Below are 21,877 nucleotides of genomic sequence, written 5' to 3'. Positions count from 1 at the left end.
CAAAGCTAGCATAAAGTAACGCTCACGTTATCCAGCTTTGCGTTGCTTTAATTGTGCTTTAGTTTGCTCAAACCACTGATAAACAATCTCGCGTGTTTGCTCCGATGGCATTGAATTAGATGCGCCTCTAATCTGGTCGATTTCGCACATCAGCGGCTCGGTTTTAGTGATTTTGATGCCAATAGTCATTCGCTCAGGCTTAGCCATTTTAAACGCACAATAATGTCCGTTGGCAATACTTTGATGATAAATAGCAATACAGTGACCTTGTTCGCGACCTTCTGCGACGAGCTCATCATAACGGCTAATAGGCTTAATTTGGCCATTGGCTGTAAGCAATTGAGGATAGGCGAAATCAGCATTTTGCGGACGAGTTTTAACAAGCTCCATTTCATTGCGTTCAACCACCCAGCGATCATGTAACTGGCGTAAATCACTAATCGACGACAATTGACTAACCCGTTGCAGCGGATCGAAAATCCCTAATGTTATTCCCATGTGTAACGTGTCATTAAGGTACGCCATTAATTGGCTGCGACCTTGTTGCTGATTAAACGCCAAATCGAGCCCGAGCGGAGTGCCAGTAAAAAATGGGTACATGTGATCAACACTCAAAGCATTTAAGTTAATCTGTTGATAATGTTTAAACCGACTAAAGTGACAAAAACGGACATCTAACTGACGTTTAACATGCAGTAAATCGGCTTCTCGTTGATAGGTTAAGGTTAACTTATCAATAAACTTAAGCGCTGCTTTACTGCTGTGATAGCCTAATGCCGATAGAATTTGGCGCTGTCCAAGTAAGCAAAATGCCAACGCTTGTTGGTTATCGACACTGCATTGCTCGCAAATAAGCAATAACAGCACCGGTCTGCTGAGTAATATTTGTAATGCGGGTTCACAATTAGCAGCCAACCACAGCATTTGGTATTGATGCTCAGCAAAGGGCGCGGTTATCTTCAATAAATGTGCCGGAATAGACGTCAACCAGGCTTGACCTACATCGGTTTGAGTCACTAAATCAAGTCCTAGCCCTAACCCGCCTTCAAGTTGCTCATTAGATTGATGATTAAACGTTCTAAAACCAGCTAAGCCATTATGCCAGCCATGTAATTCAACATCATAATCAAAACCCAAATCACGGATAGGGATGGTTAATGCAGCGGTCATGTCGACTCCTAAAACAACCAAATCAATAATGTAGCTGATATTGAAACTAATATGGCATCAGTTTCTATTGCAAACGATTCAACCGCGCAGATATCAGCCAATTTACTCAGTTCAATGCTTTCCTAGCCCAGCGTTAACGCCATTGTCTGCTATATAAGCAGATTATAAATCGACAACTTAGCACTAACCTGTATAATCCGCGGCCTATTTACTTACATATACTCATGTCTGTCTTATTCACACGTGGCTGTTGTCTTGCCTATTGTTGATAAATATTCAGTAGTACACAGTTGGAACATTGCTTTGATTTCTACCGCTAATATCACCATGCAGTTTGGCCCTGAGCCATTATTTGAAAACATCTCGGCTCAATTTGGTCACGGTAACCGTTACGGTTTAATCGGCGCAAATGGCTGTGGTAAATCCACGTTCATGAAAATTTTGAGTGGTGCTTTGGCTCCAACATCAGGAAACGTGTCGATTACACCAGGCTTTAAAGTCGGTACGCTTAGTCAAGATCAATTCGCGTTTGAACAATATAGTGTTGTCGACGCAGTGATCATGGGTGATGTCGGACTGTGGAAAGTCAAACAAGAACGCGACAGCATTTACGCCAAAGCAGAAATGACCGACGAAGACGGCATGCGAGTAGGCGACCTAGAAAGTCAGTTCGCTGAAATGGACGGCTACACAGCTGAAAGTCGTGCGGGTGAAATTCTGCTAGAAGCCGGTATTGAAGAATCATTTCACTTTGGTTTAATGCAACAGGTTGCTCCAGGTTGGAAACTGCGCGTGCTATTAGCACAAGCTTTATTCGCTAACCCAGACATTTTGTTACTCGACGAACCTACCAACAACTTGGATATTCATACCATTAGTTGGTTGGCCACAGAGCTAAACAAACGTAAATGCACCATGATCATCATTTCGCACGACAGACACTTCTTAAACTCTGTTTGTACCCACATGGCTGATATCGATTACGGCGAATTACGTGTTTACCCAGGTAATTACGAATATTTCTTAGCTCAATCAGGCTTAATTCGCGAGCAACTGTTAGCGGGCAATGCCAAGAAAAGTGCTGAAATTGACGAGCTGCAAGACTTCGTTAACCGTTTTGGTGCTAACGCATCTAAAGCAAAACAAGCTAGCTCACGCGCTAAAAAGATGGACAAAATTAAGTTAGATGATGTTAAGTCATCTAGCCGTATTACCCCATCAATTCGTTTTGCAGAAAGCAAAAAGCTGCATCGCCAAGCACTCGTGCTTGAAGAATTGTCTCACGGATTCGACGAAGTGTTATTCGAACACGGCGATCTTATTCTTGAAGCGGGTTCTAAACTGGCGATTATTGGCGAAAACGGTGTGGGTAAAACTACCCTATTACGCTGCTTAGTGAATCAATTACAACACAATCATGGCCGTATTAAATGGTCTGAAAATGCTGCAATTGGTTACTGCCCGCAAGACAGCACCGCTGATTTTGATAATGACATGACTTTATTTGATTGGATGTCATTATGGCGCACACCAAAGCACAATGATTTAATGGTTCGCGGCATGTTAGGTCGTCTATTATTTTCTGATGACGACGCCAACAAAAAAGTCCGCAACTGTTCAGGTGGTGAGAAAAATCGCTTGTTATTCGGTAAGTTAATGATGATGGATATTAACGTACTGGTAATGGACGAGCCAACCAACCACATGGACATGGAAGCGATTGAAGCGCTAAACCAAGCCTTGAAATTATTTGAAGGCACATTGATATTTGTCAGCCATGACCGTGAGTTTGTGTCATCTTTGGCAACACGCATTATTGATGTAAAAGGCAAAAGATTGATAAACTTCCAAGGTACATTTGATGAATACCTTGCAAGCCAAGCTGAAGCAGAAGCCAGAGGCTAACATCTTTTTTGGGCATGTATTACTCAATGTCCATTAACGGATAACATCGTTAAAGTAAGGTCTTCATGTTGCATAATGTTGCAATGACGAAGACCTTTTTTGTTTAATTCATCATAGAGATGAAAGCTAAGCAGTTAGCAAAGCAATACAAAGGGCTGTTTGAGCGACGTTTGTTATCCCGAGTTCAGGTTATTTATATTCGAAAAGCCTAATCAATAGTAATCCGTTGCAGATACACGTAAAATCGACCTGTAAAATTAATAACCAACGACATAAAATAGCGAAAATATCATGAATAGAAAAATCGAATTATTGGCACCCGGTGGAGATGTCGATGCGATCAAAGCTGCGATTATAGCCGGTGCAAATGCCGTTTATTGTGGCCTAGATACCTTCAACGCCCGTAACCGAGCGGCCAACCTGTCATTCGATGACTTAATTGGTGTTATCGCGCTTGCTCACCAATATCAGTGTGAAGTGTTTCTCACCATGAACATCGTTATTTTAGAAAACGAAGTTCCGACATTGGTTAAATTGCTCAATCAGTTAGTGAATACGGGTATCGACGGCATTATTGTCCAGGATTTAGGCCTGTTTAATCTAGTGACTAAACATTTTCCAAGCCTAGCAATTCACGCTTCTACCCAGCTGACAACTCATAACGAAGGTCAAATTGGCTTCTTAGCCAAAATCGGTGCCACTCGTGTCAATTTATCTCGCGAGCTAAACCTTGGCGAAATTAAAAGCCTTACCACCCTCGCCCACGATCACGAAGTGCTTACCGAAGTTTTTGTTCACGGCGCATTATGTATTGCCTTCTCGGGTCAATGTTATTCAAGCTCAGTGAGTGTTGGTAATTCTGGCAACCGTGGCCGCTGCAGCCAGGCATGTCGTGATGAATACGAAGTCACAGCAGCCGGTAACAAGTTTCCGCTTAACTTAAAAGACAACTCAGCTTACTTTGATTTACCAGAATTAGTTGATGCAGGTGTCGACTCGCTCAAAATTGAAGGCCGCATTAAAGGTGCACAATATGTCCATACCGTGGTGGACAGCTGGCGCAAACAGATCGACAAATTTATCGAAACAGGCAAGCTATTAGCCGATGACTCGAACTTACATAAAGTGTTCAACCGTGATTTTACCAACTCGTTTTTAAAGGGTAACCTCACCAAAGACATGTTTATCGATAATCCACGCGATAACAGCTTTAAACATGCTAACGACAAAAGTAACGCGATATCAGTGGTTCAAATTCAAGAAGCCCAACAAACACTGTCGTCAGAAAAAGACGCCATTGTGCAATTGGTAGCCGAAAAAATTAATCACCTGAGCATTGCCAAGCCTACGCTAGCACTGGCATTTTCTGGTCAAGTCAATCAACCATTGTCGGTCACTGTGACCACGCCAGATCAACACTTTGTGATTGAATCATCTATCTCTCTAACCCAAGCAACAGAATCACGGGTTGATGAAGCCGCAATTGAAAAACGCTTTAAAAGCTTAAAAGGCAGTGGTTACTTGTTACAAGCGTTTAATTATGACGGCTTGCAGGCTGATTTAAGCTTACCGTTTAGCCAGTTAACTCAGCTTAAAAACCAACTGTTATTACAGCTAACACAAAGAGAATACATAGGCGCAGTAACCTTACCCAAGTTACCTAAACATCCTAAAGTGACCGACACACCGACATTGTCTTTGCTTATTAGTGATGAAAAAGACGTCAACTTGTGTGATGTTACCGATGCCGATATTTACTTTAAGCTGCCAGAAAGCTTTAAGAAAAACGACAACAAGTATATTGATATCTTTTTACGTAACCCAAGGTTAATTCCGTGGTTTCCGGCTGTGCTTATCGGCAAAGATTACATCGAAGCGGTAAGAGTGTTAGAAGTAGTAAAGCCTAAGCGTATTGTCACAAATAACACTGGCGTTGCGTTTAAAGCCTATGAAATGGACATCGAGTGGATTGCGGGGCCGTTTTTAAACACCACTAACTCTTATGCCTTGTTAACATTACAAGAGCAATTGAATTGTGCTGGTGCGTTTATTTCGAACGAGATCAATCGTAACCAAATTAAAAACATCGCCAGACCAGAAAACTTCAAACTGCTTTACAGCATCTATCACCCTATTTTGATGATGACCAGCAGACAATGCTTTTTCCAACAAACGGTAGGCTGTAATAAGCCCAGCATTGAAGACGGTTGCATGCTCAAGTGTGAAAAAGCCACTACCATCACTAATGTGAAAGGTATTTCGTTTGCAGTAGACAAACAAAAAGGCGGTTACCCGAGCATCTATAACCACGAGCAGTTTTTAAACATCGAAGCCGTTGAAGATCTATCACACTTATTTGATGAGTTCTTTATCGACCTCACCAACATAGGATCTGGCTCAAAAGCGGAAATCGATAAAACTCAGCTGGTTGCCCACTTCGAAAACGTCCTTAAAGGCGTCACCGAATCTAAAGTAGAGCTAAATCAACTTGTGACCATTTCTACTAACGCCCAGTATCAGCAAGGTTTGTAATTAAATTTGTTAATGACTCAATCAATCGAATATGTAAATGGTTAACTCAATAACCTCAACTCGTGATAGAGATGAGAATATAGTTACTCTGTATTGATTGTCCATCATAGAAACAACAAGGGTCGCATTAGTGCGACCCTTGTTGTTTCTGAAGTGATCCACGGTTAATTCCGACAGAAACACTTTTTATCGACATTAATTTCAAGCTAACATATTGGCAAGCTATCTCGCGAAAAACCTCTAGCAACCTTCTAAAAGTGGCTACTTTGATGTGTTAACCACAGTAATGACAACAACCACCGACCACTTGTAATACCAATATGTAAGCCTACCTTACCAATATTTATCTCTAAATCTGACTCTGTAAAACCTGTATTCATCGCATATAAGCCTTATATCGACCGCATCAAGTGAAGAATCTCTGTTTTAAACGCGATAGTCACAAGCCAGAGTATGACTGCATTGTAGAATAATGGCTTACAAGTAACTCTCATCAACATAAAGATTAGTGCGATTAATTTTGGTAAGACAAATAAAATTATTTGGTAATGATCAATTGCAATTGTTGGTAACGTGTTATATAAATGTATCTGTTGATTAAAACAACAACATTGGTAATACCAAATCAAAAAATTTCTTTGGGGGGAATTATGAAGTTGAATAAAATAAGCGCCATGTTCAGTGGCGCAAAAAACAAAGCCAACAATATAACCATTTTTGGCGCGACTTTAACAGCCATGTTAACGATGCCAGCATTTGCAGCAGAACCTGTAGCACAAACTGAAGCGGAAAAAGTTAATACAAGTGAAATTGAAGTTATAGCCGTTCGAGGTATATTTGGCAGCTTAAAAGCCGCTAACTTACTTAAACGTACTGACGAACGTATTGTCGATGTTATCGTTGCTGAAGATATTGGTAAATTACCTGACAACAACATTGCCGAAGCATTGCAACGCATAACAGGTGTTTCTATTGAATCTGATTTTGGTGTCGGTGAATCTGTCACTATCCGTGGTGTATCAGAAAACCTTATTCTGCTCAATGGCCGCTCAACAGCAGGCCCAGGACGTGGCGGTATTAGTTTAGATGACTTCCCTGCTAGTTTCTTAAAAACAGTTGAAGTGATTAAATCTCCAACGCCTGAAATGATTGAAGGTGCTTTAGGTGGCACAGTTAACATGCAAACAGTACGCCCATTAGAACTTAGTGAGCCGCTAATTGCGATTACCCTCGACGGTGAATACGCAGACAAAACTGAAAATGTTGCACCTAACTTTACCGCCGCAATCGGTAATAGCTGGGATTTAGGTGATGCCGGTACCTTCGGTGCTGCAGCTAACGTATCGTACCAAGACCGTGAATTACGTCGTGACGAGTATTTTAACAAGGTTGATTTACAAGACGATATCGATTTAGACGGTGATGGCACTGTTGATGTATCTGGTGGCCCTAACGGAAAATACCTTCGTAGAACAGAAAGTACAGTAGAACAAAAAACAGAACAACGTGAACGTACAGCATTTGGTTTATCACTACAGTGGGCGCCAACCAGCGAAGATCTTAATTTCTACGTTGACATGAACTCGACAAAACTGGATGGCGGCCAAGCGGCTTATTCAATTCTCGATGTTGGTGGTTCCGTAATGCCAAGAAGTGATTCCTACTACGATGGTAATGGACAACTGCAAAATTACGACCTAAGTGGCGTATTGGTTATTCCTAAAACCTGGAGTGACTTTACAACATCAGAAACAACTTCTCATGCTATTGGTGGTGAGTGGAATATTACTGATAACATCGAAATCTCAGGCGAATATTCAATCTCGAAATCAGAAGAACGTCAAACAGCTTCTGAATTTAACTTACGTCCAATTGAACGCACAGACCCTACCCTTGATTTAGTGACACATACCAGCACAGCAAGCATGACTAATGGTAGTGGCATTCCATCTTATGTCTTTGAAGACACAGGTATGTTAACTAATCCAGACAACTTGGTATTCCGTGAGTTTTACCACAAAACATTAGACACAGATAACGAAGAACAAGCATTACGCTTTGACTTTAAAATCCATGATGTAGGTGTAGATTTTATCTCTGCAATAAAAACGGGTGTTCGTTTTACCGATAGAGATTACAGTTCAAATCGCTTTGATCTTAAACCTAACGGAACCACGCTTAAAGATGCTTATAAAAAAGCTAAAAACGCAGACGGTTTATACAGCCCAACCTGGATTGATAATCCAATTATCAGCGACAGCTTTACCACTATCAATGCCAGTAACTCGTTCGACCAAACCGGTATTGCGGGTCAAAACGACTTACTAACATACAACGTGTATGACGCTGAAAAGCTGCAAGATGCTCAAGCAACCTATTTGTTAGCTCAGCAAATGCTAGCAGGTACCACTTATGCAATGAACGGTACTTTAGCTGACAACATGGTTGAAGACACTGGCGCCTATAAGTTCATCAACGAAAAGACTCGTGCTATCTATGCACAGTTTCATTTAGATTTTGATGACATTACTGCAGTGGTTGGTGGGCGTTATATTCAAACAGAATTAGAATCAAGCATTGTCGATTCTGTAGACAGTAACGGTAACAAAATCCTCAATACTGGTAGTAACGATTATTCAGACTTTTTACCTAGCTTGAATGTCACTTATACTTTATCAGAAGAAACCTTAATGCGTTTTGCGGCTGCTAAAGTGATGCGCCGTGCTGATTTTGATGAATTAAGTCCCGCATTATCAATCGATAACTCTTTAGTTACCGGTACTCAAGGTTCGTACCAGTTAGAACCGTATCGTGTTACTCAATATGACCTTTCTGTAGAACATTACTTCGGCGACGGTGGTTTACTTTCTGCGGCAATTTTCTATAAAGACGTTAACTCGTTCACCCAAACCGACAGCAGCTGTTTAGCTGACTCAAGTACGATAAGCGGACAAAATACCACGCAGTGGAACAATATTTGTTTACTTAACACCGCGGGTCAAAGCCAAGGTGACATTGTTAATGCGACTCAAGATCAAGGTTTAGCCTATGTTGATGCTCAAAAAGCCGCAGGTCGCACGGGTATCGTCATCGACACTGATGTGAATGGTGGTAGCGGTGAAGTCAGAGGTTTGGAGTTAGGTTACCAGCAACAGTTCAGCTTTTTACCCGGCATTTGGGCAGGTTTAGGTGTTAACGCAAACTATACCTATGCAGATAGTGAGCAACCCGATGGCAATCCATTACTGAATATTTCTAAGCACACCGCTAACACTCAAGTTTACTGGGAAGGTGAAGAAGTTCAGTTACGTTTAGCCTACAACTGGCGTGACCGTTATTTAGACGACCAAAGCACCAAGCGTGTACAAACTGTTGGCGCTTTAGGTTATAACGTTTTCAACCAGAATGACCCTTCTGCTGACAACTACGACCCTACCGTGGGTAACAGCTACCGAGAAGATAGAGGCCAACTTGATTTTTCAGTTAGCTGGGATATCAACGAAAACTTCACTGTTGTAGCCAATGCGGTAAACCTAACGGGTGAACCAATTGTTTATACTACTGAGCTAGATTCTATCTGGGCTTACAGTGAAGCAGACCGTCGCTACACTCTTGGTGTTCGAGCTAAGTTTTAATCAACTGATGTCTTAAAGTAGAGCCTATCAAATTGATAGGCTCTACCATTAACGACAACAATATTATTGACCGTCACTACAAACGATATTAGAGCGTTAAATGGATCTGACACTAGCAGCGGCTTAACGCGTTACGTATGTGCAGGGTCATATAAACGATTTATTAGTTGATAAAAATGTCGAATTACAAATAGCGATACCTTGCTACCACACCATCATTAATTCTAGTTTTAGTTAACAACCAACAACGCCATCCTTACCAATCACATTTTTGGTATAACATTGGTAAGATAATTGGTTGACAACAATCTTAGTATTACTTACAATTTTGTAATACCACTTGATAACCAATTCAAGCAAGAGTAAGCATCATTGTTACCGATATTTTCAGTGCGGCAATATTAAATGATAAATAATGAGTCGTTTTTGAAGAGTAAACAGGAATACACCATTTGAAAGGACATTAACCCACTCAATTGGCTTATAGCAATCCTGAACTCAAGATGGCTCTTTATACAAATTACATAGCGCACTGGCACATTCTGTGAGCTGAATAAAATTGAAATACGCATTTACCAATATATTTAGGAGTTAGACATGACAAAACCAGTCATCGGTTTTATCGGCCTTGGCCTTATGGGCGGCAACATGGTTGAGAACTTACAAAACAGAGGTTACCAGCTAAATGTAATGGACCTTAACAAAGAAGCGGTTGCTACATGTGTTGCTCGCGGTGCAAAAACCGTAACAACAGCAAAAGAACTTGCTGCATCTAGCGACATCGTAATGCTGTGCTTAACCACATCTGCCGTAGTTGAAAAACTGGTTTATGGTGACGATGGTATCTTAGCGGGTATTAAAGAAGGTTCTGTACTGGTTGATTTTGGTACATCAATTCCTTCATCTACGCGTAAAATTGGTGCAGACCTTGCAGCAAAAGGCGCAGGTATGATTGATGCCCCACTCGGCCGAACTCCTGCTCACGCTAAAGACGGTTTACTAAACATCATGGCAGCTGGCGATCTTGAGACCTTTAATAAGGTTAAGCCAGTATTAGACGAGCAAGGCGAAAACGTATTCCATTTAGGTGCATTAGGCGCAGGTCACACGACTAAGCTAATCAACAACTTTATGGGTATGACTACCGTTTGTGCTATGTCTCAAGCCTTTGCTGTTGCAGATCTTGCTGGTGTTGACCGTGCGCAACTGTTCGACATCATGTCAGCGGGTCCATCTAACTCACCGTTCATGAAATTCTGTAAAAACTATGCAGTAGACGGTGTAAGCGATTTAGGCTTCTCTATTGCTAACGCTAACAAAGATCTTGGCTACTTCTTAAAAATGGTAGAAGACTTAGGCACAGAATCTAAAATTGCTGAAGGTTCATCTGCTAATCTACAAGCTGCATTTGACGCGGGTTTAGGTAACGGCAATGTACCTGAGATATTTGACTACTTTGTAAAACTAGCCAAGTAATTCATAAAGCTGAGTGAATAAAACCTTTTCATCTGTGACGATTGCAGATGAAAAGGTCTATATCAAAACTAAAGCCAGCTTAAACTAAAGCCAAAACTAAAACTAAAACTAAAACTAAAACTAAAACTAAAACTAAAACTAAAACTAAAACTAAAACTATCATTAAGACTCTACATTACCCTTCGCTACACAACCTTTCACTCCAGCACTTTTAACTTCACCACTTTTAACCACACCACTCTTCACTACACTTCTGCTCATTAAAAAAGTCACTCTGTATAAAGTCACTCTGTATAAAGTCACTCGGTATAAGTGTTATTACCGCTGCCAATGCCTGCTACGATTACCGCTAACGTCTACAGTATCGATTCAATACTCATCAACGCTTCGACTTTATGTTCCGCGTAACACCAATGCATGCTGGTTAAACATAATATAATCGCAGACTTCAATATCCATGAGTGCATCAAAACACCAACTGATTTGCCAGACGATTACAGCCATCACTTCTTCTGTATTGATATTATTTAACAATGGATCAGGACCATTGCCTCTCTCGAGTCATGTATGTCGACAACGGTTGTTTCAAATCACACTCAGATTAAGTCACACTCAGATTAAGTCACCATTTTATTATTATCACTAGTGGTCAATACTAGCTGGTTGCTTTGAATAAAATGTTGTCGAAATGTGTTGCCAAATCCACACTTATGTAGCGGTAGATTAAACTCACGATATTGTTTTTTCGTTAAACTGATAAGGGTAATCTAACAAAAAACCGAGCGCCACAGCCGGGTTCGGAGCGATAGTCAATGCTTCCGTTCATTGCTTCAACAAGCTCCTTACAAAGGGCTAAGCCTAAACCCGTGCCTCCTTTCACTTTAGAGCTGCTTGCATCTGCTTGCGAAAACTTTGCAAATATTTTGCTCTTAAAATCTTCAGGGATTCCGGCTCCTTGGTCTTGTACAGCAATTTCAATTTCATCATAAGTGACAGTCGCAGACAATATTACACTCCCCGATTCGGGAGAAAATTTAACCGCATTGGATAGGAAATTAGTCAGAATTTGTAACAGACGATGCTCATCAACATATACAAACAATTCATCTATTTGCTTATCTACATGTAACGCCAAAGTGATTTTATGCAGGTCGGCGTATGGTTGATGATCATTGATAGCTCTTTGTAAAAGTGGAACTACATTTAATCGTTTCATTTCAAACAACATTTTACCAGCTGCCAGTTTTTCAATATCTAATAAGTCATTGATCAAACGACTAAGCTGCTTGCAGTTACTGCTCGCAATCTCAACCAACTTCTCCGCTTTTGTAGGTAGTGTGACCAACTTACCAGACTGCAATAAACTTAATGCGCCATAAATTGATGTTAACGGAGTGCGAAGCTCATGACTCACGGTTGAAATGAATTCATCTTTAATTTTCTGTAATGTCATCCGCTCGGTAATATCTTGCATAGAACCTATCATTATCTTATCCGGATTCTGATCTTCGGCAACCAGCTGTCCTAATTCATGTACCCAGCGAACATCCCCATTAGGGCGGATGATTCGGTAAACTTCGTTAACAATACCTGTCGAACGAGTCTGCTGCTCATTTTTAAGCACTTTATCGATATCGTCAGGATGAACAGCATTTTTAAACAATGTAGAACTCGGCACCACATCTTCAGCGTTAAACCCAAAAATTTGATAAATAATAGGTGACCACCAAAATGTTCCATGCTCAAGCGATGCATGCCAATAACCAATTTTGGCTTGCTCACTCGCTAAATCAAGGCTTTGCTGAGTAACATTCAGCTGAAGATTGAGATCCTCAAGTTTGAGATAGTATTCTTTAGTTTGGGTAATATCATGAATATAGCCATGCCATAACGTACTACCATCTGGCATCCTTTCCGGTGTTGCTCTGCCTAATAACCATATTATCGATTTGTCATCCCGGTAAACACGATATTCCTGTTCCCATATAGTCAGTTGTTGGCTAGAGACTTCAATACTCTGAACAACTGCAGGAACATCTTCAGGATAAATTGTAGAAAATGCATTGGAAGCATCTGTAAGAACATCTTCCGGTTTAACACCATAAATATCTTCGATTCCAGAGCTAGCATATGGGAATGCGCTACGTCCGTCTGGCCACACCTGATACTGATAAACCACACCCGGAAGCTGCTGTGTCAGTTTGTACAATTGGTCTTGCAGTTTTTTTTCTTTGCTAACATCCATAACAAAACCGTCAAGGTGTTGAACGACACCGTTGCTGTCATATTCAGCAGCGCCGCGTTCTTCTACCCATATAACAGATCCATTTTTATGCAAAAGACGGCAATTAAATACCCAACTAGAATGACTAAGCACAGCTTTTTCGATGACTTCAAATACCAATGCCCTGTCATCAGGATGAACCATACTAACAATACTGCGCTGACCGTTATTGATAAAATCGCTGGCAGGATAGCCTGTAAGTGCATAAATATGTTCACTCATATACAGCATGGTCCAATGTTCATCATGCAGACATCGGTAAGTCATTCCCGGTATATTGGCAACCAAGGTCTTAAACTGATCTCGGCTTTGTAATAATGCTAAGTTACTATTATTTTCTTTGGTGATATCAGCATGTGTGCCATACATCATCAATGGCTTACCATCTGCGGTATAAGAAACGACTTTGCCTCGATCATGCGCCCATACAAAATGACCATCTTTGTGCTTCATTCTGCATTTAACGTCATAAAATGGAATTAAGCCATTGAGGTGATCATCTAAAGCTGCATCTGAATAGTCTAGATCATCGGGATGTATCATGGATAACCAAGTATCAATGGTAATGGGTTCTAGCTCGGCAAGCGTATAACCGATAATCTCAGCCCAACGTTCGTTGCAATGGGTTTCACCCGTTTGAATATTCCACTGCCAAGTACCGATCCTCGTTCCGTCAAGCACCGACCTGTACATTTGCTCGCTTGCCACTAATTGCTCATGTGCTTGATCTTGTAATCTATCAATAATTTCTTGTTCAATACTTTTAGCAAAACCGTATGCAATATCTCGTTCTTTGTCAGTGAACTGGCGAGGTTTGCTATCAATAAAGCAAAGTGTGCCAATTTTTTCACCATTACACACTAAAGGCACACCAGCATAAAATCGAATAAACGGCGCAGATACAACTAATGGATTGTCTGCAAACCGACTATCAAGCAGAGCATCAGCAACTTCAAAAATACCATCGCCTAAAATGGTATGGCCACAAAATGAAATATCTCTGCTTGTCGCGCATGCATCTAAACCTTGTTTCGACTTAAACCATTGGCGATTGGAGTCTACCAATGAAATAAGCACAATTTCCGTGCCTAAACAAAGTTGAGCTAAATGCGTTAAACGATCAAAACGTTCTTCTGGGCCCGTATCTAACAGCCCAGTATTATTTAGCGCGGTAAGTCTTTCTGTCTCGGAAATAGGAAATACAGGAGTTTGCATAAGTTACTCTTGATTGTGGATTTCTTGAGAGATTAAGCAAGCTTGATAAATAGATTCTAACCTATCACCTAGACTCATAGCATCGAAGGGTTTTTCAATCACAGCAACGGCACCAACATCCAAATATTCTTGTTTTTCAGACTCCTGAATCCTCGCGGTCATAAAAACAGCTGGAATGTTTAAACAATTTGGTTTTTTACGAATTTCAATCAGCGTTTGTATACCATCCATACCCGGCATCATGGCGTCTAACAATATTAAATCTGGTGCGAAAGCCTCCACTTGGCTAATGGCCTCATGTCCGCCATCACAAGCCAACAGGGTAAATCCAGATATATCAACGAGAGCCATTTCAACAATGATTCGAATCGACTCATCATCCTCTACGTGTAAAATTTTATCTAATTGCATGCCGACTCCAGTTTGATTGGCGTAAACCCCAAATATGTCGAATTTTATCGACTAATATTGCATTATAATTATTGTTGAAGCAAACTAAGCTATTGATTAACAATAAATCCTAACTTTTTATGACGATAGGACATCCATTGGAACTCAATAATACAGTAAACTGCTGTTATCTTTTCTATAGTGTACTTAGAAAGTCATCATGGTCCGAGAGTCATACATATGAAATCTACTAAAATTACTGCTCAGCAGCAGCCCCTTGATGTAATGAATAAACATGACATTAATAATTTTAGATCAGAACCTGATAATAAGGAGCTAGAAAGTTTACTTAAGCCTTTTGGTGTTAATGAAAAGTTTTATCGGCGTTTACTAAAGGTTTTTGAAGCAAATCTGGATCAGCAACTGAATAATCTAGAACAGATGATCTTGCAAAACAACACCAATGAGATATTGGTCATTGTTCATACCCTTAAAGGGACTTCTGGGACAGCTGGCTTAACATCAATCTATCAAGCCTTATGTGCCTGGGAGATAAAACTCAAGGACGCGAATAGTTCAAATGCTTTTGAGATACTTTGTGTCGAACTGGCGCCCCAGTTACATTCAGTGACACAAGCTGAACTATCAAGAATCCATGCTTTATTAGCAGAAAAAGACGTTGAAACACAACACCTAACAGTTGATTATTCAATCCCAGAGCTCACCGCGATGCTCGCAGAACTGAAACAACACCTCGAAAATAACAATCTAGAAGCGGTGAATATCATCCTAAACCTTCAAAATATGTTGGCTAATAATTTATTGGTTAAGCATGAATTAGCAGTGCTATATGATGCAGTAGAAATATTAGATTTCGACAATGCACTTGTTGCATTATCTTCATTATCCAACAAGTTGTAATAGCCATTTAGCCGTTACCGGATTATAAAAGCAGATTTATCTTTGATGCCACTAGGCAAATATTAAACAAAAAGTGTTATTCCATTAATATACCATCCTGCACAAAGGGTCCATTGCTGCTAAATAAGTGACTACTAAATAAGTTGCGGCCAAATATATACCTTGGCAACTTTTAGTCAGCCCACTATCGACGTATAATGTTCGCGAACTCTTTAAACGTTAGGCATTAATGAAAAATAACATAGAGATAGTCGATCTGCTGCGTGAACGCATTCCGTCATTTGAATGTAAGCCAGGTTGTCACGATTGTTGTGGTCCAGTAACCACATCTTCAGAAGAAATGGCACGCCTCCCCTTTAAAACTAACGCCCAACATGAAGCCGCATTAAAAGAGTGGAACTGCGTATACTTAGGTCCAAATGGTTGCGAGGTTTATGAAGAGCGCCCATTGATATGTCGTGTTTTTGGTACAACACCACGTATGCCTTGCCCTGAGCACCGTCGACCGGAAGTGATGATTGACACAAAAACTGAGGCGCAGATCCATCACTATATCGCCAACACCCGCCAAGTACTGGTTTGACATTTAATCTGTAGTAAATACTGCAGTGATAGAACCTGCCAGAACAGATAATATTTATGTCTGGTAAGGCGGCATAGGAATACCAGTCAATGCATTAACAAGGCATGCCAACGACACACGCACAATGATTATGCTGATATAAAGGCATTTTCGTATTTACGAAAATGCCAGCATAAGACTAAATGTTAGATGAGCTTAAAACTCACCATTCGCGACAGTACCATTTGTCACTTCAATATCTTGTAAATCAGCATGTAAAAAGAAAGGACTTTCTACATCATCAAGTGTATTTTTTACATCTGGATCATCGTACTGTGCAACACAGGTGTAACCCAGACTATAATTACCCGCTACCACAAAACCAAACTCATAGCCTTGGCCTATCACTTGATTGTTTTGATCTAAAATAGCGTTAACTCTTGCAGAAGCAATAGGCGCAGCTTCTGGAGCAACGACGGCATCAATATTAAAATCAGCCATATTTTCTAATAGCGCAGTATCTTGATATAAATAAACCGCATGGCTAAATGCACTTCCGCCAGCGGCAACTTCACATTGAGTCATCATGTCAGCAGGAATACTTCCCTCAATCGCACCAACTTCAGAAATGTTATGTAACTGCACCGACGTAGGTTTTAAAGTCCAGTAGTCTTTATTGCCATGGGGGTCTTGTAATCCACTAGACAGATCAAACTCAGCAACAAAGCTATTTGTGCCTGCTGCAATCGTAAATGCCTTATTAAAAAATAGCCGTCCAGTATCGGTATCCGTTGCACCGACTCCGCCACATGAACCATTACTGTTTGTCGTTAAACCAAATAAATTATCGTCATTGGTTATGACATATGAACTGTCCGCATTCGGGGTTTCACTTCTTTGCATATAAATACACATTTGGTATTCACCAACAGGAATACTTTGCCCACTCACAAGTGTGTCAACTGCTTGCCCTTGAAATTCAAGTAAATTAACTTGTTTCAAAGCACCATCATCTGACACATCAAACGAAATACTCCCCGAGTCATTTTTTAACACAACTTGTTTAAAAGCGATCGTCACGTCTTTGGCATCACTTGGGTTATCTGATACACCTAAACTAAATACCCCCATTTGAGGAGAGTCTGTTTTATCGTCACTCCCCCCACAAGCTACCAGTAAAGTCGATATCGAGACGGCAAGTAACGTATTAAGCTTTTTCATAATAAACCTCATTAATCGTGCATTTTTTACTGTTTGTTTTACAACTGTAAAAAGTATTGATCACTAAATAAATCATGTTCGATTTTTATACAATCAAAACTCAATAACCCTGTAAGTATTCAATTCAGCAATATGGGCTGTTTACTGAGCTCTATAACAAAGCTCAGTAAACAATTAAATTATTATATTTTTTTGATAAATAAAAATTAACGACAATTTAACACCCATTTCACTTCAAAAAATATGATATTAAACGATATTTAATCAATCTCACAACCATCCCACAGTTCCATCTAGCCAGCTTGAGCAATACACGTTATTGTTGTCCCAAATGAACGTACACGATGGATTTTGATTGTTTACCTATAATATCAACGGTAAAGCCAGCCGCTTTTTCACTTACGCAGATCTCATTAATTGTGGTGCAACCGCGCTCGAACATAATATTGAAAACCTGCCATTACAACCTGACACCTGGCGCGCCCTGAGTTTATTGGCCACTCAAATACTGGACCCAATTGTCGACAAATTTGGCCCATTGCGTTTAACTTATGGTTTTTGTTCACCCGAGCTTGTTAGAAAAATAGCTAAAAATCGTAATCCGCATATTGCCCCAAAGCTTGATCAACATTGCTCGCACGAACTCAATCAAAATCAAAAAATCATCTGCGACCGCCTAGGTGCCGCCTGTGACTTTACCCTAGTAAGCAGCAACAATGGCCAACCGATTGATATGCAGCAAGTTGCACTATGGATGTGTGAAAACCTGAAATTTGATCGCCTGTACTACTACGGTAAAAACCGACCAATACACATCAGCATTGGCCCGCAAATGAATCAGTTTATACAAACCATGAAAACCAATGCCGACACCGGCCATCGCGTACCGTCTAAAAAAGGCCGTGATGAAACGGCAATCGCGGTGATCCAGCAAGTTGATTACTGATTGTAATAGGTTATAAAATCACACTGAAGCATTCAGACTTAAGCATTCATATTTAAACGATTTAAATTATAGGGTTAACCATGTCTACTATTGCGTTTTATGATCAACATTCGCATGATTTTTTCGAGTCGACTGTGAATGCTGATGTCAGCGAATTGTATCAAGCCTTTGTCGCACAACTCCCTGCTAACGCACGTGTATTAGATGCTGGTTGTGGTTCTGGTCGTGACAGTAAAGCCTTTATTCAATTGGGCTTCAATGTTACCGCCATTGATGCCAGTGCCGAATTAGCCAAAGCGGCATCTGATTATATTGGCCAACATGTCACGGTTTGTACCTTTGATGAAATAGACACATCGCTTCAGTTTGACGGCATTTGGGCTTGTGCATCTCTGCTTCATGTTGAAGCAAGCGCTCTACCCAACACTTTTGAAATTTTGGCTAACAGTTTGGTTAATGGTGGCGTATTCTATTGTTCATTTAAATATGGTGATCAGGAGCGAATTCATAACGGTCGGTTTTTTACCGATGCTAATGAGTCACTATTAGAACAGTGGATTCAACAAACAGGTTTCATGATTAAACAGACTTGGGTGACTACAGATGTGCGCTCGGGTCGTGAAAACGAAAAATGGCTCAATGCCATCCTCATAAAGACGTTAAAATAGAGATATAAAAATGAAGCTAGCAGACGGACCTGTATTAACCAGCGGTGGTTTGGATGACCCTTTTTTACCAAAATTAACGCAAGCCATTAACCGTGCTACTAGCATTGAAATGTCGGTGTCGTTTATTCAACAATCTGGGCTAGATTTAATTTTTGATGCTTTATCCGATGCATTAGAACGCGATGCTAGCATTTCAATTATCACCTCCGACTATCTTTTGATTACCGACCCAGTCGCATTGCGACACTTAATGATTTTGCAATCTCGTGGTGCAAAAACCAAAATATTTACCTGTAATAGCAATCAAAGCTTTCATATGAAAAGCTATATTTTCGTCCAGCAACAAATAGGATTAGCAGATATCGGGAGCGCTTTTATTGGCTCAAATAACATCAGTAAAGCTGCATTCACACACGCATTTGAATGGTGCTTGCGCCATGACTTATTGCCGAATCAAGATCCTAAAGAGTTTAACCATATCCGCCAACAATTCTTGAATATTTTCAATCATTCGCAGGCAATCGATCTAAGTGATACCTTCATCAACGACTATGCCCAAAAACGTAAATTGTGTAAACCACCTTTAGCTATTGTTCATGAAACAGAGCCAGAAGAACCTGTACCTAATTCTGCCCAAGCAGAAGCCTTAATTGCATTAGCGGATACACGTTTAGCTAAGCAATCCAAGGGACTGGTTGTATTAGCCACAGGCATGGGTAAAACATGGTTAGCTGCATTTGATGTATTGCAATTCAACGCTAAAAAAGTGCTATTTGTTGCTCATAGAGAAGAGATATTAATTCAAGCAGAACGGACTTTTAGAACCTTATTACCTCAAAGTACAACTGGCCACTTTAATGCCAAAACTAAAGTCATTGATGCTGACATTGTATTTGCATCGATTCAAACATTAGGCAAACCGGAATATCTTAATAAACTAGATCAAGCTCACTTCGACTACGTCATTGTTGATGAGTTTCATCATGCTGGCGCCGTCAGTTATCGGTTATTACTCAACCACTTTACCCCGCAATTTTTACTCGTTTAACGGCCACGCCAGAGCGCACGGATCAAGCTGATATTCTATCGTTATGTGATAATAATTTGGTGTTTGAAAAAAACATAATCGACGGAATTGAATCGGGCATTCTGGTACCATTTCATTACCAAGGTATTAAAGACGAGACGGTCGATTACCGAGAACTTCCGTGGCGCAATGGTAAGTTTGATCCGCAACAATTAATGAATCTATTTGCTACACAGAAGCGTGCTAAACACGTGTTTGGCCATTGGAAAACCCACAAGCAGCAACGCACCTTAGCATTTTGCGTCTCTAAAGCTCATGCCGACTTTATGGCCCAATGGTTTTCTGCTCGAGGTATTAAAGCGGTGTCGGTGCATAGCTGCTCAGAAGTTAGACGCGGCGAAGCACTTAGCCAATTAAAATCGGGTGAAATAGAAGTGATATTTTCAGTCGATTTGTTCAATGAAGGTACTGATTTACCCTCAATAGACACTATCTTAATCTTACGTCCGACTGAATCTAAAATTCTATTTTTGCAACAGTTAGGCCGTGGGTTGCGGACATCTGCTGAAACCAATAAAACCTTTGTCTCGGTTATCGATTTCATCGGTAATCACATCAGCTTTTTAAATCGTCCAATGGCGTTATTGCAAGCAGCGAATGCCAATGAAGCGATTAAGCGTCTTAACAATCCTGAAATCGATTCTAAGTGCTTAATCAATATCGATCCCGAATTGGTCGACTTTTGGCAACAGCTAAAACTTGATTACACCAAAGCAGATCAACAATACCAATTACTCAAAGATGATTTAGGTCACCGCCCTACTGCCACTGAGTTTTATCACAGTGGTTATGTTTGGAGTAAAATGACCAAGCAAAATGGTAGTTGGTTTGAACTGGTATTAACCCAAGAACGTGAAGACAAAACATTACTGGCGTTAACGCCCTATTTGCCATTTTTGAGTCGTGGCGTTGAAAAAGCCACAATGACGAAATGCTTTAAAGCCATTTTACTCGAAGCATTTATTGAGTTAGACGGATTAAACTATCCCCCCACAATTGAAGCGGTATGCATTAAGAGTTGGCAGGTATTTAAACGTTATCCGAAATTGTGGACTCAAGATGTTAAAACCGATTTACAGCTAATCGACGCCGATTCCCCAAAATGGCGTAAGTATTGGTTAGACAACCCAATTACGTTTTTATGCAAACAAGATAAGTCAGACACACAGTCTTGGTTTGTTGTACAAGAAAATAGATTACATGCAAATGTTGATGTAAAAGTTGATGATATTGAAGTAATGTCTACCGCAATGAGCGAATTAAGCGAATTGTTGTTAGCGCGTTATAGCCAACGCCAATCAGCATCGACACTCACACCAATAAGCAAAACTGTACAATCGAATGTGGTTACACTTCCAATTGAAGTGAGTCGCGATGAACAGGCATCCCTTAGTTATTACCCAGATCTCAAAATTGCCTGCGGTCATTTTAAAACGGGTACTGACGACAATAGTGAAACACTGACGTTAAACTCGACCTTTAGTAAACTCGATCCATCGATTTTTTTTATTGCCCCTGCAAGTGGTGATTCGATGAACAGTGGTAAAAATCCCATTGAAAATGGTGACTTATTGTTACTAGAACGTATTACAGCAATTAATGCTGGTTCGATTACCGGTAAAATCATGGCGATTGAAATACGGGATGACGCAGGAGATAATCAATATTTACTACGTAAAGTGAGTAAACTCACTAATGGTCAGTATCAACTTAATGCCCATAATCCTGAGTACACACCAATACTCGCAAATGACTCAATGCAGACCTTTGCACGCTTAAAGCAGGTGTTAAATGGCTCTGATTTTATTAAATAAACCCACTTGAACCTTTGTTTAGGTCTGTCAATATTGCAGTTTGAATAATTA

General features: G+C 40.3%; 14 protein-coding genes. 10 read left to right on the top strand and 4 right to left on the bottom strand.

Features of this window, described 5'->3' with window-relative positions:
• Positions 1 to 27: 27 nt before the first annotated feature.
• Positions 28 to 1,170, bottom strand: coding sequence for a PcfJ domain-containing protein (locus AAEY97_RS06010; protein ID WP_350997281.1), 1,143 nt, complete (start codon positions 1,168 to 1,170; stop codon positions 28 to 30).
• A 303-nt stretch (positions 1,171 to 1,473) separates the two neighbouring features.
• Between AAEY97_RS06010 and AAEY97_RS06005 the strand changes: the two genes are divergently transcribed.
• The 4 genes from AAEY97_RS06005 to AAEY97_RS05990 all read left to right on the top strand — a co-directional run bounded on the left by AAEY97_RS06005 (position 1,474) and on the right by AAEY97_RS05990 (position 10,718).
• Positions 1,474 to 3,075 (top strand): ABC-F family ATPase, encoded by a 1,602-nt coding sequence (locus AAEY97_RS06005; RefSeq protein WP_101087233.1) that lies wholly within the window; start codon positions 1,474 to 1,476, stop codon positions 3,073 to 3,075.
• A 291-nt stretch (positions 3,076 to 3,366) separates the two neighbouring features.
• On the top strand, positions 3,367 to 5,607 hold the full coding sequence (locus AAEY97_RS06000; RefSeq protein WP_192114966.1) for a peptidase U32 family protein: 2,241 nt from the start codon (positions 3,367 to 3,369) through the stop codon (positions 5,605 to 5,607).
• 650 nt (positions 5,608 to 6,257) lie between these two features.
• Positions 6,258 to 9,242, top strand: a complete 2,985-nt coding sequence (locus AAEY97_RS05995; protein WP_350997277.1) for a TonB-dependent receptor — start codon at positions 6,258 to 6,260, stop codon at positions 9,240 to 9,242.
• A gap of 597 nt (positions 9,243 to 9,839) precedes the next feature.
• Entirely contained in the window at positions 9,840 to 10,718 is an 879-nt protein-coding gene (locus tag AAEY97_RS05990) for an NAD(P)-dependent oxidoreductase (protein WP_101087147.1), read from the top strand.
• A 748-nt stretch (positions 10,719 to 11,466) separates the two neighbouring features.
• On the opposite strand, the gene AAEY97_RS05985 is transcribed toward AAEY97_RS05990, so the two are convergent.
• Positions 11,467 to 14,217: a PAS domain-containing protein gene (locus AAEY97_RS05985; RefSeq protein WP_350997274.1), complete on the bottom strand. Its 2,751-nt coding sequence runs from the start codon at positions 14,215 to 14,217 to the stop codon at positions 11,467 to 11,469.
• 3 nt (positions 14,218 to 14,220) lie between these two features.
• Positions 14,221 to 14,628, bottom strand: coding sequence for a response regulator (locus tag AAEY97_RS05980; protein WP_192114970.1), 408 nt, complete (start codon positions 14,626 to 14,628; stop codon positions 14,221 to 14,223).
• A 219-nt stretch (positions 14,629 to 14,847) separates the two neighbouring features.
• Here AAEY97_RS05980 and AAEY97_RS05975 point away from each other — a divergent pair, with 219 nt between their 5' ends.
• Both AAEY97_RS05975 and AAEY97_RS05970 read left to right on the top strand, forming a co-directional pair.
• On the top strand, positions 14,848 to 15,528 hold the full coding sequence (locus AAEY97_RS05975; protein WP_350997270.1) for an Hpt domain-containing protein: 681 nt from the start codon (positions 14,848 to 14,850) through the stop codon (positions 15,526 to 15,528).
• Positions 15,529 to 15,757: 229 nt separating this feature from the next.
• Positions 15,758 to 16,111 carry a YkgJ family cysteine cluster protein gene (locus AAEY97_RS05970; protein WP_101031310.1) on the top strand — a complete coding sequence of 118 codons (354 nt, stop codon included), beginning with the start codon at positions 15,758 to 15,760 and terminating at the stop codon, positions 16,109 to 16,111.
• Positions 16,112 to 16,306: 195 nt separating this feature from the next.
• On the opposite strand, the gene AAEY97_RS05965 is transcribed toward AAEY97_RS05970, so the two are convergent.
• On the bottom strand, positions 16,307 to 17,311 hold the full coding sequence (locus tag AAEY97_RS05965; protein WP_335691962.1) for a DUF4382 domain-containing protein: 1,005 nt from the start codon (positions 17,309 to 17,311) through the stop codon (positions 16,307 to 16,309).
• A 355-nt stretch (positions 17,312 to 17,666) separates the two neighbouring features.
• Between AAEY97_RS05965 and AAEY97_RS05960 the strand changes: the two genes are divergently transcribed.
• From AAEY97_RS05960 to AAEY97_RS05945, 4 genes are all read left to right on the top strand, one after another.
• Complete coding sequence (locus AAEY97_RS05960) at positions 17,667 to 18,257, top strand: hypothetical protein (protein WP_350997267.1); 591 nt, start codon at positions 17,667 to 17,669, stop codon at positions 18,255 to 18,257.
• A gap of 80 nt (positions 18,258 to 18,337) precedes the next feature.
• Positions 18,338 to 18,925 carry a class I SAM-dependent DNA methyltransferase gene (locus AAEY97_RS05955; protein ID WP_335691964.1) on the top strand — a complete coding sequence of 196 codons (588 nt, stop codon included), beginning with the start codon at positions 18,338 to 18,340 and terminating at the stop codon, positions 18,923 to 18,925.
• A 10-nt stretch (positions 18,926 to 18,935) separates the two neighbouring features.
• Positions 18,936 to 19,973 (top strand): DEAD/DEAH box helicase family protein, encoded by a 1,038-nt coding sequence (locus AAEY97_RS05950; RefSeq protein ID WP_350997264.1) that lies wholly within the window; start codon positions 18,936 to 18,938, stop codon positions 19,971 to 19,973.
• Between the two features lie 59 nt (positions 19,974 to 20,032).
• Entirely contained in the window at positions 20,033 to 21,826 is a 1,794-nt protein-coding gene (locus tag AAEY97_RS05945) for a helicase-related protein (protein WP_350997261.1), read from the top strand.
• The last annotated feature ends 51 nt before the right edge of the window (positions 21,827 to 21,877 follow it).

This window comes from Shewanella sp. TB7-MNA-CIBAN-0143 (genome assembly GCF_040310065.1).
Taxonomy (GTDB): domain Bacteria; phylum Pseudomonadota; class Gammaproteobacteria; order Enterobacterales; family Shewanellaceae; genus Shewanella.
Note: the sequence above shows the minus strand (reverse complement) of the source record. Positions and strands in the feature narration are given on the sequence as shown.

Coding starts and splice junctions, on each gene's coding strand:
- AAEY97_RS06010 (WP_350997281.1), bottom strand. CDS start 1,170: ATGACCGCTGCATTAACCATCCCTATCCGTGATTTGGGTTTTGATTAT.
- AAEY97_RS05955 (WP_335691964.1), top strand. CDS start 18,338: ATGTCTACTATTGCGTTTTATGATCAACATTCGCATGATTTTTTCGAG.
- AAEY97_RS05965 (WP_335691962.1), bottom strand. CDS start 17,311: ATGAAAAAGCTTAATACGTTACTTGCCGTCTCGATATCGACTTTACTG.
- AAEY97_RS05985 (WP_350997274.1), bottom strand. CDS start 14,217: ATGCAAACTCCTGTATTTCCTATTTCCGAGACAGAAAGACTTACCGCG.
- AAEY97_RS05995 (WP_350997277.1), top strand. CDS start 6,258: ATGAAGTTGAATAAAATAAGCGCCATGTTCAGTGGCGCAAAAAACAAA.
- AAEY97_RS05990 (WP_101087147.1), top strand. CDS start 9,840: ATGACAAAACCAGTCATCGGTTTTATCGGCCTTGGCCTTATGGGCGGC.
- AAEY97_RS05980 (WP_192114970.1), bottom strand. CDS start 14,628: ATGCAATTAGATAAAATTTTACACGTAGAGGATGATGAGTCGATTCGA.
- AAEY97_RS06000 (WP_192114966.1), top strand. CDS start 3,367: ATGAATAGAAAAATCGAATTATTGGCACCCGGTGGAGATGTCGATGCG.
- AAEY97_RS05975 (WP_350997270.1), top strand. CDS start 14,848: ATGAAATCTACTAAAATTACTGCTCAGCAGCAGCCCCTTGATGTAATG.
- AAEY97_RS05950 (WP_350997264.1), top strand. CDS start 18,936: ATGAAGCTAGCAGACGGACCTGTATTAACCAGCGGTGGTTTGGATGAC.
- AAEY97_RS05970 (WP_101031310.1), top strand. CDS start 15,758: ATGAAAAATAACATAGAGATAGTCGATCTGCTGCGTGAACGCATTCCG.